Source organism: Paenarthrobacter sp. NPDC018779 (assembly GCF_044391085.1).
GTDB lineage: Bacteria > Actinomycetota > Actinomycetes > Actinomycetales > Micrococcaceae > Arthrobacter.
Genome location: NZ_JBIRZS010000005.1, coordinates 39,080 through 54,456 on the forward strand (window position 1 = coordinate 39,080; position 15,377 = coordinate 54,456).

A 15,377-nucleotide genomic window follows, 5' to 3' on the forward strand; every position below is an offset into this window, starting at 1 on the left:
TGGGACGGCGTGTCGGGGCGTTCCTCGGCTGAAAGTGGGTGGTGGCGGCACACGGATCGCCAGGAAATCAGCGAACGGCCATGCTTGGATCCAGTTGCTCAATCCCGTCGGGTGTCACCAGGACAACCCGGGCCGTGCAGATGTCGTAGAACAACCCCGTGGCTTGAACCTGTCCGGCGGCCAAGGCCGGTCCCGTGACAGGGTGTTGCTCAAGCTTTGCCAACTGCACGGCGACGTTGACCATGCTGAGCTGGTCGAGGCGGCTGAACCCGGCGGCCTCGGCGGCCAACGCCACGGGATGGCCATCCACCATGGCCCGGTAGCTGGGCCGCGCGTGCTCCAGCCAGGTATCGAACCCGGAGCCAAGGGCAGGCGCCGACCCCGAGGCGTCAGCCAGGACGGCTTTCATGGCGCCGCAATTGGAGTGCCCGCACACCACGATCGAGTCCACTGACAAGGCCTTCACGGCAAAGGTCAGGGTGGAATCGATGGAGGCATCGTGGTCATCGCTGCAGACCACATTGCCGATGTTTCGCAGCGTCAGCAGGTCACCTGGGCCGCTGCTGGTGATCAGGTTCGGGTTCACCCGCGAGTCCACGCACGCAACAAAAAGGGTGTCCGGGTTCTGCCCATCGGTGAGGTCCTGCACCAATGGCCGGACCTTGTCTGCGTGGCGGCGGTGATACTTGTCGATGCCAAGGAGGATGGACCGCAGCGGCGGGTGCGGATCGCCGTCGTCGTCCGCTGCCGTGCCAGCCACCACGGAAGGCTCCCATGACGCCCGCGGCGGCAACGGGAACTCCCGCAGGTCCTGGCGCTGGGGCGTATTGTCGGCAGCATCAGTGAAGGTGGTACTGCCGTGCTCCTCGATGCTGACGGAAGCTCCCGTGCTGCGGTGCTGGGCCCGCCAGGCAACCAAGGTCTCACGGAAGGCGTGGTCGAGGTAGTCGGCGTTGAGCTCCACCACGACGTCGGCGCCCTCGGGCACCGAACCCAGAACGCGGCTCAACCTGGGCAGCGCGAAGAAGCTGCAGGACCCGGCGATGGTCACACGCCACGGCGTCGCCGGCGCGGCCGGGGCATGGGCGTGGATCTGGGTTCGCAGGACCCGCCACAGCACGCACAGCGCCGCAAGGGCAAGCCCGATGATCACACCTTCCAGCAGGTTCAGGACCACTACGCACACCAGCGTCACGGCGTAGACCAGGAGATCACCGGTGCGGAGGCTCGTCTTGATGTCGGCAATCTTGACCAGCTTGGCGCCGATCACCAGCAGGAGCCCGGCCAGCACGGACAACGGGATCAGCTGGATCATGCCGGCGAACAACGCCGAGAACACCAGCACCCACACGCCGTGGAGGATCGCGGACGTGCGGCTTTTCGCGCCTGCTTCAACGTTCGTGGCGCTGCGGACAATCACGCCGGTTACCGGGAGGCCGCCCAAAAGACCGGACACCACGTTGGCCGAACCCTGGCCAACCAGTTCGCGGTTGAGGTTGGTCCGTGCGCCGGTGTGCATTTTGTCCACGGCGACGGCGGACAGCAACGACTCGATGCTCGCGATCAGCGCCACAGTGATGACGGCCATGACGGCTCCGCGCCAGTTGCCGTCTGGAAGGCTCGGCAGCGCGATGGCGTCAAAGATGGAGCCGCTGAAGCTGATGCGCTCCACGCCCGGCGCCACCGCGACGGACACGGCGGTCACGGCCACGACGGCGGCAAGCGGCCCAGGCACCTTGCGCACCGCGGCCGGGAGGTACTTCCAGCCAAGCAGGATCCCGACGACGGCCAGGCCAAGTAGTGCGGAATGCAGTTCGACGTTGGTGATCGCGCCGGGCAGCCCGGCCAGGTTTTCGACGACGGACCCCGCGGCTTCGCCGCCGAGCAGCACGTGGATCTGCTGGAGGATGATGGTGATTCCGATGCCGGCGAGCATGGCCTTGACCACCACTGGCGACACTGCCAGCGCGGCCCGTCCCACGCGGCTCAGGCCCAGGAGCAACTGCACGACGCCGGCAGCCGCCGTAATCGCGCAGGTCACCTGCCAGCCGAACTCGGCAACCAAACCGGCAACGACGACGGTCAGTCCAGCCGCGGGGCCACTCACCTGGAGGACAGAGCCGCCGAGCGTTCCGGCGACGATGCCACCGACGGCGGCTGCGATGAGGCCCGCCATGATGGGGGCACCTGATGCGGCAGCGATTCCCAGGGAGAGCGGGAGTGCTACGAGGAAGACGACCAGGGACGCCGGAAAATCGGCGCCGAGGTTGCTGAGGAAAGTGGGTTTGGTGGCGGGTTTAGCGGCGGGTTTGGCGCCGGGCGGGCTGTGGGCGTCGTTTGCTGTCTTGGATGCCTGCGGCATGGGAATCTCCTTGGCTCGGAAACTGGACCCCTTCAGCGTAGGAAAGTTGTCATGCCTAGTGACAAGCTGATGTGACAGATTTGACAAAAGTTGTGAATGGCCTGCTTCACATGGCGATAAAGGGGAACTAATGCGGGGGCCGAACGCGTTGGGACACCGCATTGGAGCTCAGGGCAAACAACTAAGGCTACTTAGGGTAGCTTGGTTCCAAACAGGCAAGACCAAGAGTCGACAGTTTGGAGGCAGTCCATGGATGAACCCACGAGCGCAGCCCAACCCGTCCACATCAGCTCGGAACCGGCACAACTGCAGGCCCTCCAGCCCCTCCTTGAGGCAGTGGGTGAACTCGTGGGCGACGTGCCGGCCCTGCTGGAGATAGCAAAGGACGTCGGCCAAACCGCGCCCCATCCCGGCGAGGGCAGTACAGGCAAGCTATGGGAACTCCTCGCCTCCGTCACAGCAGTGGACGTGGCAGCAGGCCGGGTCCTGGAACCGCATCTCGACTCCGTGCACATCCTGGCCCAGGCCGGGCAACCCCAACCAGAGGGCGCTTGGGGAGTCTTCGCCGCAGAGGGCCCGGGAATGAGGTTGGAAGCCACACGGGACGAAGCTGGGAACTACATACTGAACGGGACCAAACCGTGGTGTTCGCTCGCGGCGCAGCTCGATGGCGCTGTCATCACAGCCCATCTCCCGGCAGGGCAAGGAAGGGCAGCATTCGCCGTCAATCTGCAGCAGCCAGGCGTCACCTGCGAGACGCCCGAATGGACCAGCAGGGGCCTCCGCGAGATCCCCAGCGGGACGGTCCACTTCGAGCAAGTTCCGGCCACCCTACTCCAAGGACCCAACTGGTATCACGAGCGGCCCGGCTTCGCCTGGGGTGGCATCGGAGTTGCCGCCTGCTGGCTGGGCGGGGCCGTCGGGCTCGCCCGGGATTTCGCCGGGGCCCTGACAGACGCTGCAGACAAAGGCCGTGAACCGGACCAGCTCGCGTTGGCGCACCTCGGCGAAATCGATCGGCTCATCGCTTCGGCCGCGGCCCTCCTCGCCCGGACCGCCGAAAGAATCGACGCCCACCCGGCCGGCGCCGGCCCAAGCGCGTGGAGCGAGGCCCAGCGTGCCCGCGGAACCGTAGCTGCCGCCGTCGAGCGCATCCAGGCGCTGGTGTCCCAAAACCGGGGACCCGGCCCCTTGGCGTTCGACGAGTGGTACGGGAAGCAGATGGCTGACCTTTCCCTCTACGTCCGGCAGCATCATGGCATGCGGGACGACGCCCAGCTCGGTTCCCTGGCGCTGAAGGGAGACCGGGCATGGTGACGTTCTCACACACTGACACCGGGACGCCGGAAGCAGCGTGGTCCGCCAGCGGCGTGCGGACCCTGCCCGAACTGCCCCTCAGCACCGAAGAGCTGGCGGCCACCACGTTCGTGGTGCTGGCCGCCCACCCCGACGACGAATCGCTCGGCGCCGGCGGCTTCCTTGCCAAGCTCCAGGCAGCAGGCGCTTCGATCCGCCTGCTGTTGTGCAGCGCCGGTGAGGCGTCGCATCCGGCTTCACCAACGACGACGGCGGACCGGCTTGCCGCTGTCCGGCTCGCGGAGTTCCAAACGGCTGTGTCCGGGCTGGCGCCCGCTGCGACGTGGCGGTATTTGGAAGTTCCGGACGGGCAATTGGCAGCGTCGCGCCCGGCCATTGCCGCGTCCCTCCGCCAGGCCATCGCAGAAGAAGGGGCCGCGGCGGACCAGGTTGTGATCGTTGCTCCGTACCGGGCCGACGGGCACATCGACCACGACACCCTTGGCAGCGTGGCCGCCGAAGTAGCCGGCGAGGATGGGCATGGGTTGTTGGAATACCCCATTTGGTATTGGTTGTGGGCCGGCCCCGAGGATGTCACGTGGAAGGAGTGGGTGCGGGTCCCTTTGTCTTCCGCGGAACGTGAGGCCAAGAGCACGGCAATGCTTGCCCACGTTTCGCAGACGGAGCCGCTCTCCGATCAGCCGGGAGACGAGACGCTCCTGTCCACCGCCTTCTTGGAGCACTTTTCACGGTCTTGGGAAACCTTCGCTTGGCACCCACCCCTGGCTGGCTCCAACAGGGCTGCCGATGCCGAGGAGATCTTCGACGCGGTCCACGCCCGTGAGGCAGATCCGTGGAACTACGCCACCAGCTGGTACGAGCGACGGAAACGGGCACTGACCCTGGCCGCGCTTCCCGAGGAACACTATGGTTCAGGGCTGGAAGTGGGCTGCTCCATTGGCACTCTCAGCGAGGAATTGGCACCGCGATGCGGGCAGTTCCTCGCCGTGGACGCCAGTGGGAAGGCCCTCGCCCAGGCAAACGAACGGCTTGGTCCGTTTCGCCAGGCCCGGACCCTACAGGCAACAGTCCCCCACGAATGGCCCGATGGCAGCTTCGACCTCATAGTGGTCTCGGAAATGGGTTACTACGTAGCGCCCGAAGAACTGGCTGAGCTCCTGCAGCGCGTGAAAGCCTCCATGAACCCGGGCGGCACTCTCCTCCTGTGCCACTGGAGGCATCCGATCTCGGGGTGGCAACTGGACGGCGAGACAGTCCATGCGACGGCACGCGAGCAGTTGGACTGGACCAGCCGGGGGATTTATCGGGAGAAGGACTTCCTCCTGGAGGTACTCGTCTCGCCGGACGGTCCAGCATGACCGGCCATGAGGGCCGGCAAGGTGCAGGGAACCACGCGGGCCTGGGCAGCCAACGGGACACGGGCAGCCGCCCGAACCTGGGCAGCCAACGGGACACGGGCAGCCGCCCGAACCTGGGCAGCCAACGGGACGTAGGCAGACACCCGAACCTTGGCCGGCAAGGTGCAGGGAACCACGCGGGCAAGGGCAGCCAGCCGGACTTGGATAGCCGCGGCAACGAACCCTGTCCGGCGGCTATCCGTCACGTGGCTGTTATTGTTCCGGCACACAACGAGGAGCAACGCCTGGGACATGCGCTTGGGTCTCTGCTCCGGGCCGTCCAGGGTTTGGAACAGCATTTCCCCGCAGTGACCACCAGCATCTTCGTAGTCCTGGACAGCTGCACCGATCGCTCGGCACGCATCGCCGCGTCCTTTGCAGCTGCCCACCCGATCCTTTCCGCCATTGATGTGAAGCTGCGGAGCACGGGTGCCAGCAGGGCAACGGGAGTGGCCTCGGCCCTGGAGGCTGGGACGCAGGACCCGAAGGGTGTCTGGCTGGCCAACACCGACGCCGACTCAACAGTTCCCGCTGACTGGCTGGTCCGGCAAGTGGCGCTGGCCAACGCAGGGGCCGATGCGATCCTGGGCTCAGTGGAACCCGATCCGGCAGACAGCGACGCCGCCGTGCTTCTGCGTTGGCAGGAACTCCACCCCTTCAAGGAGTCCCACCCGCACATCTATGGGGCCAACCTCGGGGTCAGGGCATCTGCCTACCTGCAGTCCGGCGGATTCCCGGCTGTCCGCGCCCACGAGGACAGGATGTTGGTGGAGAGGCTTCGTCGGCACGGCTTCCGGGTGCAGGCAACAGACTCCATCCGTGTCACCACATCGGGCCGTACACATGCCCGGGCGCCACAAGGATTCGCAGCCTACCTCCGCGCGCTGGCACAGGATGTCCCCGTGATTGCCGAGTCGGCTTAGATTGACCACCAGCCCTGTACCGCCACGACCCACTTTGAGGCCCGGGCTGCCCCGACACGCCGTAGTTCACGGCGGAACAGGGAGTTCTGTGCTCAAAGTGGGTCGCAGCGGTACGCAACTCTGCTGCGAAGGGCAGCGGAGGCACGCAGCGCTGTCGCGAAGGACAACCTGTGCCGCGCAGGGCCACCAATCAGCGCAGGATGAGCAATCAGCGCAGGGCCATGCTCGGATCCAGCTGCTCGATCCCCTCCGGTGTCACCAGCACCACGCGGGCCGTGTTGATGTCGAAGAACAAACCCGTGGCCTGTACGTTCCCCGAAGCCAGGGCCGGTCCGGTGGCGTGGTGCTCGTCCAGCTTGGCCAGCTGGACGGCAACGTTGACCATACTGAGCTGGTCCAGACGGCTGAATCCGGCGGCCGCGGCAGCCAGGCCAACCGGGTGGTCGGCAAGAAGGGCCTGATAGCTGGGACGGGCATGCTCCAGCCACGTATCGAACCCGGAACCCAAGGCCGGGGTGGCGCCCTCGGCATCTGCCAGGACGGCCTTCATGGCCCCGCAATTGGAGTGCCCACACACCACGATCGAGTCCACTGACAAGGCCTTCACGGCAAAGGACAACGTGGAATCGATGGAAGCGTCGTTGCTGTCGCTGCACACCACGTTGCCAATGTTCCGGAGCGTCAACAGGTCACCAGGGCCACTGCTGGTGATCAGGTTCGGGTTCACGCGCGAGTCCACGCAGGCAACGAACAACGTGTCCGGGTTCTGCCCGTCGGTCAGGTCCTGCACCAACGGCCGGACCTTGTCTGCGTGGCGGCGGTGGTACTTGTCGATGCCCAGGAGGATGGACCGCAAAGGCGGCTGGCCGTCGTCGTCCGCTTGCCCAGCTACCTCCAACGACTGCCAGGACGTGCGCGGCGGAAGCGGGAACTCCCGCGGGTCCTGCCGCTGCGGCGCACTGTGGGCGGCATCGGTGAAGACCGTGGTTCCGTGCTCCTCGAAGGTCACGGCGGCTCCGGTGTTCTCCCGCTGTGCACGCCAGGCCACCAAGGCCTCACGGAAAGCGTGGTCCAGGTAATCGGCGTTGAGTTCCACCACCACGTCAAGGCCGGCGGGCACGGCCTGCAGCACCCGGTTCAGCCGCGGCAGCGCGAAGAAGCTGCAGGATCCGGCGATGGTCACACGCCATGCCTGGCCCTCACCAGCAGGAGAATGAGCATGGATTTGGGCCCGCAGCACGCGCCAAAGCACAGACAGCGCAGCAACGGCCAGCCCGATGATCACGCCTTCAAGCAGGTTCAGCACCACCACGCATACCAACGTCACGCCGTAGACCAGGAAGTCTCCGGTCCGAAGGCTGGTCTTGATATCTGCCACCTTGACCAGCTTGGCGCCGATCACCAGCAGCAGACCCGCCAGTACGGACAACGGAATCAGCTGGATCAGTCCCGCGAACAGGGCCGAGAACACCAACACCCACACGCCATGCAGGATCGCCGAGGAGCGGCCCTTGGCACCGGCCTCCACGTTCGTGGCACTGCGCACGATCACACCCGTCACCGGCAAACCACCCAGCAGGCCGGAGACCACATTGGCTGAGCCCTGCCCCACGAGCTCACGGTTGAGGTTGGTGGGCGTTCCGCCGTGCATCTTGTCCACCGCCACCGCGGAGAGCAGGGATTCGATGCTGGCAATCAGCGCGACCGTCACAACGGCCATGGCTACGGAGCCGAAGCCGCCGTCGGGCAGCCTTGGCAACGCAATGGCGTCGAAGATGGAACCACTGAAGCTGATTCGTTCAACACCCGGCGCCGCCGCAACGGACACGGCAGTGACCAGGACGACGGCCACCAGCTGACCCGGCACTTTGCGGACCATGGCCGGGACGTACTTCCACAGCATGAGGATTCCCACTACCGCGATACCCAGCAAAGCAGAATCCACCTTCATGCCCGCAATCGCGGCAGGCAGGGTCACGAGGTTTTCCACGGCGGAGCCGGCTGCCTTGCCGCCCAGCAGGACGTGAAGCTGTTGCAGGATGATGGTGATCCCGATGCCTGCAAGCATTGCCTTGACCACCACCGGCGAGACGGCCAGCGCGGCGCGGCCCAGGCGGCTGACGCCCATGAGCAACTGCACGACGCCGGCAGCGGCGGTAATGGCGCACGTCGCCTGCCAGCCGAACTCCTGGACCAAACCGGCAACGACGACGGTCAGGCCGGCGGCGGGGCCACTCACCTGAAGGACGGAACCCCCGAGGCTGCCTGCGACGATGCCGCCCACAGCCGCAGCGATAAGGCCCGCCATGATCGGCGCACCGGAAGCGGCCGCGATACCGAGGGACAGTGGCAGGGCTACCAGGAACACCACCAGCGAGGCCGGAAGGTCGGCGCCAAGGTTGCCCAGGAGCGTTGGTTTGCCGGGGCTGGGCTTGGAACCGGAAGGCTGGTTGCCGGGCGGGCTTAGAGTGTCGCCGGGCACGGCAAGAGGACCCGATAAGTGAGACATGAATATTCCTTTTGGCTCGGAAAGATTATTTCCGCAGCCTAAAAAGACACTCAATCATCGTCAACAGAATGTGATGAGAAAAACTAAAGTTGCCATTCCCCGAGAATATTTGGTATTCAAACCGCCCATTTACTCAAGCAATAAAACCAGCCTTCGAATAGCCAATATAGACCAGAAACCTAGGTTTATGAAAAATCACCATTCAAAAACGTACGTTATTTCCTAAAAATACCTCAGGGAATTTGAGAATTACCCACCAGACAGCCTCGACCGGGCCGCGGCAATCGCGGAGGCCGTAATGGCATCCCTGTCCCCCGAGCCATCCACCGCCAGCAGGATTCCGCGCTGCGAGTAGGCCGTGATCACGGGCTGCGTCTCGTCCCGGTAAAGTTCCAGCCGGCGCTGGATGACAGCCTCGGTATCATCGCTGCGGCCTTGTTCGCGGGCTCGTCGGAGCATCCGCTCCGTAAGTTCGTCGTCGGACACCGTCAGGGCCAGGACGACTTCCAGCGCCTGCTGCCGTGCGGCCAGCAACTCGTCCAAGGCGCCAATCTGGGCCACCGTCCTGGGGTAGCCGTCCAGCAGGAAGCCCGCACCGGCGTCGTCATTTTCCAGTCGTCCGCGAAGCATGGCGGTGGTGACGTGGTCCGGGACAAACTCACCGTGGTCCATGTACCTGCCGGCTTCTGCGCCGAGTTCGGTGCCATCGCGGACATGCGCCCGGAACAGCTCGCCCGTGGAGATCGCAGGAACACCGAAGTGCCGCGCAATGTACTCAGCCTGCGTACCTTTTCCTGAACCGGGAGGGCCCATGATGATCAGTCGCGCCATGACTCACGTCCGTTTCGAGAGGCGGCCGGGAGTTAAACCATAACGCCGGCGACGGCGGGTGGCTCCCGCCGTCGCCGGCTTTTCTTTGACGCTGGTTCGGCGCTCAGGCGTTGGCCGCTTCCCCGAGGAGGGCGTCGATCTGCTCGATGGCCAGACGCAGCCCTTCCTCCATGCCCATCTCGGCCATTTTCTCCATCTGCTCTGTGGACTCGAAGACCGAGGTAAGGGTCATCCGGGTCCGCTCGCCCAGGGGTTCGAGCGTCACAGTGGCATGCGTGACGCCAAGGTGGTCCACGGGTTCACCGTGCTCGTCCGCAAAGCCGTCGTCGAATTCCAGGTGTCCCGGCGCGTTGATGGCCGTGATCTTCCACCAGCCACGTGCCTTGGTGCCATCGGGACCGGTCATGTAGTACGCCGCTTTGCCACCTGGAGTGAAGTCGTAGCTTGGGAAGGTCGCGGGCCAGGTGGGCGGTCCCCACCAGCGCTCCAGCTGACGCGGGTCCTCCCAAATGCGCCACACACGCTCAACCCCGGCATCGAACTCGGTGACAATGGTGAAGCTCAACGCCTCAACATTCTTATCCACACTGACAACAGCCATGGCAGATCCCTTTCAGTTATCTTCAGCGAGAATGTCCGCAATCCGGCCGGCACGTTGCCGCCAGACGTCTTCGAATTGATCCAACAGGTGCCGGGCTTTGTGCAGGCCATCATGGTTGCCCCGCACAATCTGTTCCCGCCCCCGCTTTTCCTTGGACACCAGGGAGGCCCGTTCCAGGACCGCAACGTGCTTTTGTACGGCCGCGAAACTCATGGCGTAGAGCGCAGCAAGCCCGGATACCGTGTACTCCCCGGCAGTCACGCGGGCCACGATGTCGCGGCGTGTCGCATCGGACAACGCCTGGAAGAGGCGGTCCAGTTCGGCGTCGGACGGTTTGCTACTGAACTGATCTACAACCATTTGGTTGTACGATACTGCGGGTGTTGTCGGGAGTCAATGGCCTGCGGCAGCTCCGGGCTCCCCTTGCGGCTCACATCCCGCGCGGGGTAGGTTTTTTGAAACGTCACAAAGAAAGCGTTTTCCCAGAATCTCGAGGTGGATTTCCATGACCCAGCACGCCCCGGCAACGTGGATCGACGGCGAACCCCCGGCAACCCTCAGCGGAGGCGCCACGTGGGGAATGCCCTTCCCACGGGGCGCAGTCCAGGGTGCTTCTGCGGTTTCGGTCGAAGACCACGAGGGCACCCGCGTCCCTGCCCAGGCCTGGCCCCTCGCAACCTGGCCGGACGGGACCCTGAAGTGGGCCGGCCTTGCCATCGCGGCAACGGAGCAGCCCGCCTCCGCCTACACCGTCCGGTACGACTCCGGCGATCCGGACGCAACGGCAGCGTACGACGGCGGCGCGGCAGCCGCCGTCGTACGCTCGCCCCAAGTGACCGTCACCGAAGCCGAGGATGCGGTTACCGTCTCCACGGGACCCTTGGAGATGGTGATTCCATGCGGCGGGCAGTCCTTGTTCCGCAGCCTGTCCCGCGATGGCTCGTTGGTGGCCTCCGACGCCAGATTGGTCAGCCTCCTGCAGCACGGCGTGGTGGAGGAGGCCCGCAGCACAGTCCGCGACGGTTTCACCGGACACGTCCGCTCTGTCACCGTTGAACAGCGGGGCCCCATCCGCGCCGTGGTTCGCCTTGAGGGCACACATCGGGCGGATACCGGCACGCGGGAGTGGCTGCCCTTCACGGTGCGCTTCACCTTCCATGCCGGCGCCCGAAGTGTTCGCATGATGCACTCGTTCGTGTGGGACGGCGAGGCTGAACAGGACTTCCTGGCGGGACTCGGCGTGCGGTTCACCGTGCCGCTGGAAAGCGAATTGCACGATCGTCACGTACGGATTGCCGGAGCGGACGGCGGCTTCCTGGTGGAAGGCATCAGGGGTTTGACCGGGCTGCGGCGGGATCCGGGCGAAACCGTGCGGCAGGCCCAAGTGGCCGGTCAAGCCACGCCGGCGTTGGGTACGTGGAATCCGGAAGTCTCGGAACGGCTGCACCTCATTCCTTCGTGGGACGACTACACCCTGACGCAGTTGTCCGCCGACGGCTTCGAGCTCCGGAAACGCACCGCGCCCGGGCACGGATGGGTGGGGATCTCGGGAGGCACGCGCGCCGCCGGGTTCTGTTCGCTCAGCGATCTGTGTGGCGGGTTCGGAGTTGGCGTGCGCGATTTCTGGCAGTCGCACCCCGGGCAGTTGGACATCCGGGGCGCTGCCTCGGGATCCGCGGAGCTGACGGCTTGGCTCTACTCCCCCGAAGCCCAGCCCATGGACCTGCGTTTCTACCACGACGGCCTGGGCCAGGACACCTTCGAGGAGCAACTCGAAGGCCTGGAAATAACCTACGAGGACTACGAGCCCGGCTTCGGAAACCCCACGGGAATCGCCCGCACCCACGAGCTGACACTGTTCGCCTACGAGGCCACGCCGTCCACGGAATCCCTTGCCTCGGACGCCCTCGCTGCATCCATTCCTCCGTTATTGCAGCCCACAACGTCGGTCCTCCACGCGGCAGGCGTCTTCGGCGACTGGGCCCCGGTAGACCGCAGCACCCCCGCCCGCGCCGAACTCGAGGACAAACTGGACTTCCTGTTCGACTTCTACGCCGGCCAACAGGAACAACGCCGCTGGTACGGGTTCTGGAACTACGGCGACGTGATGCACACCTACGACTCCGACCGGCACGTGTGGCGCTACGACGTAGGAGGCTATGCCTGGGACAACTCCGAGCTCTCCCCCGATCTGTGGCTGTGGTACATGTACCTGCGCTCTGGGCGCGCCGACGTGTTCCGTTTCGCCGAGGCCATGACCCGGCACACGGGCGAGGTTGACGTGTACCACGCGGGACCCTGGCGCGGGCTTGGGTCACGGCACAACGTCCAGCACTGGGGCTGCAGCGCCAAGCAACTGCGCATCAGCAACCCCGCCTACCGGCGCTTCTACTACTACCTGACCGCCGACGAACGCACCGGCGATCTCCTCACCGAACTCGTGGACAGCGACCAGAACTTCCTGGGCCTGGACCCCGTCCGCAAGGTCCGGCCCGATGCCAACACCTACCGTCCGGACCGCGGCGCGCTGGGCGTTGGCCTCGGCACGGACTGGGGCTCGCTCGCGGCCACCTGGCTCACCGACTGGGAACGCACCGGCAACCCCCGCTCCCGCGACCGGTTGCTGGGCACCATGGAGGACATCGGCGCCCTGAAATACGGCTTCCTCACCGGTGAGGCGCTCTACGACCTGGACGCCGGAAGGTTCGACGCCGGCAGGGAAGCCATCAGCGTCTCCCACCTCAGTGCCGTGTTCGGGTTGGTGGAAATCTGCAGCGAACTCATCAACCTGGTTCCGTCCCCGGCCTTTGAGCAGGCCTGGATGCAGTATTGCCGGTTGTTCCTGGCTTCCCCCGCATCGCAGGCCTCGGAGGTGGGGCAGCCCTTGGCCGGCATCTACCTCACCCAGGCCCACAGCCGCCTCACCGCGTACGCTGCGGCCCGGCTGGGTTCGGCGGAGTTGGCTGCTGCGGCCTGGGAGAGCTTCAGCGTGGGAGGCGAAAACCTGAACCACGCGGAGGCATTCACCGTGCAGAAGATCCTCCCGCCCTACGTCCTGACACCGGTGGACGAAGCGCCCACCGTCTCCACCAACGATGCCGCACAGTTCGGCCTCGCAGTCATCCAAAACCTGGCCCTCGTGGGCGGGCACCTGCCGGCGGCAGCCCCACAGCAGTAGCCCGGCGCGGTGGTTCCGGGGCCGCCGCTGGAGGCTCCGGCGTCGTACGAGCTGTGCCGCCACCACCCACTTTGCCGCGTATCGACGCGACAAACAGCCCACATGGGTTGATTTTCCCGCGATCCGGGCCGAAAGAAGGTCGGGACGGCACAGCGAAGCTGCAAAAGCCGCCGGCCGCCGCACACAACAAAGCCGCCCGCCTCCGAAAGGGGGCGGGCGGCTTTGCTGTTGGCGCTTACTTCTTGCCGGTATAGACGACGGCGGGAGCCGCCGGAGCCTTCATGCCCTCACCGATGAAGAAGCTCGGGTGCGGCGGCTGGTTGTACGCCACGTTCTCGCGGGCTACGGCCGCGCGGTACACGGTGTCGTGCATCAGCGTGCGGAGGCGAACCTCAGTGGGAGCCGTGGTGGTGTAGATCCGCAGCTCCGTGCTGTCTGTGGACGGCCAGGCGATTTCTTCGCGCCAGTCACCCAGGATGTCCGCCTGGATGGACGGGGTGCCCTTGGTGGTGTTGTTGCTGCGGGCGCCATCGGCGGTCAGCAAGCGATCGCTGGTTTCGGTTTCCCAGTTCCACTTGGAGATGGTGGGAACGCCGCGGGAAACGGTGGCGTCGTAGTCGTGGTCGACGATTTCACGGAGCAGGTCGCCATCCCACCAGGCAAGGAAGTTCGCGGCGGGGATGTTCTCCGCGATCAGCTCACCCTTGGCGGACATCAGCTGGCCACGCGGTGAATCCCACGCCGCCGTCCCGCCCACGGCCCATCCCTCGGCACCTTCATAGCGGGGATCGATGTCGCCTGCAGCTCCACGTCCGGTGTCCTTGGTGGCCGGGATGCTCCACAGGACCTCGCCGGTAGCTGCATCACGGAAGGTTGCTCCGCGGTTGCCGCTCTGGCTCATGCTCTCGTGGACGGCAAAGGTTTCCAGGCCGGGCCGCGAGGGATCCAGATCGCCCGTGTGGATGGCGTCGCCGTGGCCAAGCTTGGTGTTGTACAGGGGCTGGCCGTTGTCGTCGATGGTCATGGAACCGAAAACGAACTCGTCCTTGCCGTCCTGGTCAACGTCCGCCACGGACAGGTTGTGGTTGCCCTGGCCCTTGTATTCGTCGCCGGCGGCGTTGGAATCGAAGGTCCAACGCTTCACGAGCTTGCCGTTCACAAAGTCATAGGTCACCAGCACGGTTCGGGTGTAGTAGCCGCGGCTGAACATCATGGACGGGTGTTCGCCGTCGAGGTACGCGACTGCGGCGAGGAAGCGGTCCACACGGTTGCCGTAGTTGTCGCCCCAGCCGGCCACCGATCCGCGCTCAGGCTCATAGGCGACCGTGTCCAGGATGGTTCCCGTCTCGCCCTTGAACACCGTAAGGAACTCCGGGCCGGCCAGCACATACCCGGCGCTGTTGCGGTAGTCGGCGTTGGCGTCGCCGATCACGGTGCCCGACGCGTCCCGGGTGCCATCCGCCGTCTTGAACGAAATCTCGGCCTTGCCATCGCCGTCGAAGTCGTACGCCAATACCTGCGTGTAGTGCGCACCGGCGCGGATGTTGCGGCCAAGGTCGATGCGCCACAGCTTGGTGCCGTCCAGCTTGTAGGCGTCCACATAGACGTTGCCCGTGTAGCCTGACTGCGAATTGTCCTTCGCGTTGGACGGCGACCACGTCTGGATGACCTCGTACTTGCCGTCGCCGTCGAGGTCCGCCACGGTGGCATCGTTGGCTGAGTAGGTGTAAGCCTTGCCGTCCGGGGTCACGCCGTCCGCGGGCTTGTCCAGCTTGATGGCGAGGTAGTTTTGGGCCAGCGGCGTCACAGCCTCGGTCAGTTTGTCCTGGCCTTGGCCATTGCCCACCGTCTTGATGACGTAGCTTGAGGTGGCCGTGCCCGTGGGATCCACGAAGAAGGTTGAATCGCGGATGGGTTCGGGCGTGATGTTTTTGCCGTCGCGCAGAACCTGGAAACCGATGCTGTCCTTGTCCAGGCCCAGCATGCGCCAACTGACGGTCACGCCTTGGTCAGTCAGGACCGCCACCGGCGCACGGTCCAGGTTTTCCACCTGCCGCTTGGGCGTTTGGTCCTTCGCAGCGTTTACGACGGCGGATACGTTGCCCTGCGCTGTTTGCGCGGTTGCCGCTTGCGCGAGGGGCACACCGGTGAAGGCCAAGGCTGCTGCGGCGAGGGTGGCCGTGGCGGTGAGGGGAACGAGTGGTTTGCGGGAGGAACATTTCGAGGGGTAAGCCAAAGAACATCTCCTTTGATGCTGGG

At 65.3% G+C, this 15,377-nt stretch carries 10 protein-coding genes; 4 read left to right on the top strand and 6 right to left on the bottom strand.

Going from position 1 to position 15,377, the window contains the following annotated elements; all coding sequences use genetic code 11:
* Positions 1–67: 67 nt before the first annotated feature.
* Positions 68–2,362, bottom strand: coding sequence for a SulP family inorganic anion transporter (locus ACH488_RS07930; protein WP_397323369.1), 2,295 nt, complete (start codon positions 2,360–2,362; stop codon positions 68–70).
* A 249-nt stretch (positions 2,363–2,611) separates the two neighbouring features.
* Here ACH488_RS07930 and ACH488_RS07935 point away from each other — a divergent pair, with 249 nt between their 5' ends.
* From ACH488_RS07935 to ACH488_RS07945, 3 genes are read left to right on the top strand one after another with little or no spacing between them, the layout of a single operon-like run.
* Positions 2,612–3,679, top strand: coding sequence for an acyl-CoA dehydrogenase family protein (locus ACH488_RS07935; protein ID WP_397323370.1), 1,068 nt, complete (start codon positions 2,612–2,614; stop codon positions 3,677–3,679).
* A complete protein-coding gene (locus ACH488_RS07940) occupies positions 3,673–5,037 on the top strand; it encodes a PIG-L family deacetylase (RefSeq protein WP_397323371.1) in 1,365 nt (454 codons plus the stop codon). The genes ACH488_RS07935 and ACH488_RS07940 overlap by 7 nt, the downstream gene beginning before the upstream one ends.
* Positions 5,034–5,999, top strand: coding sequence for a glycosyltransferase (locus ACH488_RS07945; RefSeq protein ID WP_397323372.1), 966 nt, complete (start codon positions 5,034–5,036; stop codon positions 5,997–5,999). The genes ACH488_RS07940 and ACH488_RS07945 overlap by 4 nt, the downstream gene beginning before the upstream one ends.
* A 208-nt stretch (positions 6,000–6,207) precedes the next feature.
* Here the strand turns inward: ACH488_RS07945 and ACH488_RS07950 are convergent, their stop codons facing one another.
* From ACH488_RS07950 to ACH488_RS07965, 4 genes are all read right to left on the bottom strand, one after another.
* Complete coding sequence (locus ACH488_RS07950) at positions 6,208–8,508, bottom strand: SulP family inorganic anion transporter (protein WP_397323373.1); 2,301 nt, start codon at positions 8,506–8,508, stop codon at positions 6,208–6,210.
* Positions 8,509–8,757: 249 nt separating this feature from the next.
* On the bottom strand, positions 8,758–9,339 hold the full coding sequence (locus ACH488_RS07955; RefSeq protein WP_397323375.1) for an adenylate kinase: 582 nt from the start codon (positions 9,337–9,339) through the stop codon (positions 8,758–8,760).
* A 103-nt stretch (positions 9,340–9,442) separates the two neighbouring features.
* Complete coding sequence (locus tag ACH488_RS07960) at positions 9,443–9,940, bottom strand: SRPBCC domain-containing protein (protein WP_397323377.1); 498 nt, start codon at positions 9,938–9,940, stop codon at positions 9,443–9,445.
* A gap of 12 nt (positions 9,941–9,952) precedes the next feature.
* Entirely contained in the window at positions 9,953–10,300 is a 348-nt protein-coding gene (locus ACH488_RS07965; RefSeq protein WP_397323379.1) for an ArsR/SmtB family transcription factor, read from the bottom strand.
* A 145-nt stretch (positions 10,301–10,445) separates the two neighbouring features.
* On the opposite strand from ACH488_RS07965, the gene ACH488_RS07970 reads away from it, so the two are divergent.
* Complete coding sequence (locus tag ACH488_RS07970) at positions 10,446–13,118, top strand: Tat pathway signal sequence domain protein (protein ID WP_397323381.1); 2,673 nt, start codon at positions 10,446–10,448, stop codon at positions 13,116–13,118.
* Positions 13,119–13,353: 235 nt separating this feature from the next.
* Here ACH488_RS07970 and ACH488_RS07975 read toward each other — a convergent pair whose 3' ends face one another.
* Complete coding sequence (locus tag ACH488_RS07975; protein WP_397323382.1) at positions 13,354–15,354, bottom strand: rhamnogalacturonan lyase; 2,001 nt, start codon at positions 15,352–15,354, stop codon at positions 13,354–13,356.
* Positions 15,355–15,377: the final 23 nt, after the last annotated feature.

What these genes read in the sequence shown, in the direction of transcription:
- ACH488_RS07930 (WP_397323369.1), bottom strand. Translation starts at nt 2,362, where the DNA reads ATGCCGCAGGCATCCAAGACAGCAAACGACGCCCACAGCCCGCCCGGC.
- ACH488_RS07960 (WP_397323377.1), bottom strand. Translation starts at nt 9,940, where the DNA reads ATGGCTGTTGTCAGTGTGGATAAGAATGTTGAGGCGTTGAGCTTCACC.
- ACH488_RS07955 (WP_397323375.1), bottom strand. Translation starts at nt 9,339, where the DNA reads ATGGCGCGACTGATCATCATGGGCCCTCCCGGTTCAGGAAAAGGTACG.
- ACH488_RS07940 (WP_397323371.1), top strand. Translation starts at nt 3,673, where the DNA reads ATGGTGACGTTCTCACACACTGACACCGGGACGCCGGAAGCAGCGTGG.
- ACH488_RS07935 (WP_397323370.1), top strand. Translation starts at nt 2,612, where the DNA reads ATGGATGAACCCACGAGCGCAGCCCAACCCGTCCACATCAGCTCGGAA.
- ACH488_RS07970 (WP_397323381.1), top strand. Translation starts at nt 10,446, where the DNA reads ATGACCCAGCACGCCCCGGCAACGTGGATCGACGGCGAACCCCCGGCA.
- ACH488_RS07945 (WP_397323372.1), top strand. Translation starts at nt 5,034, where the DNA reads ATGACCGGCCATGAGGGCCGGCAAGGTGCAGGGAACCACGCGGGCCTG.
- ACH488_RS07965 (WP_397323379.1), bottom strand. Translation starts at nt 10,300, where the DNA reads ATGGTTGTAGATCAGTTCAGTAGCAAACCGTCCGACGCCGAACTGGAC.
- ACH488_RS07950 (WP_397323373.1), bottom strand. Translation starts at nt 8,508, where the DNA reads ATGTCTCACTTATCGGGTCCTCTTGCCGTGCCCGGCGACACTCTAAGC.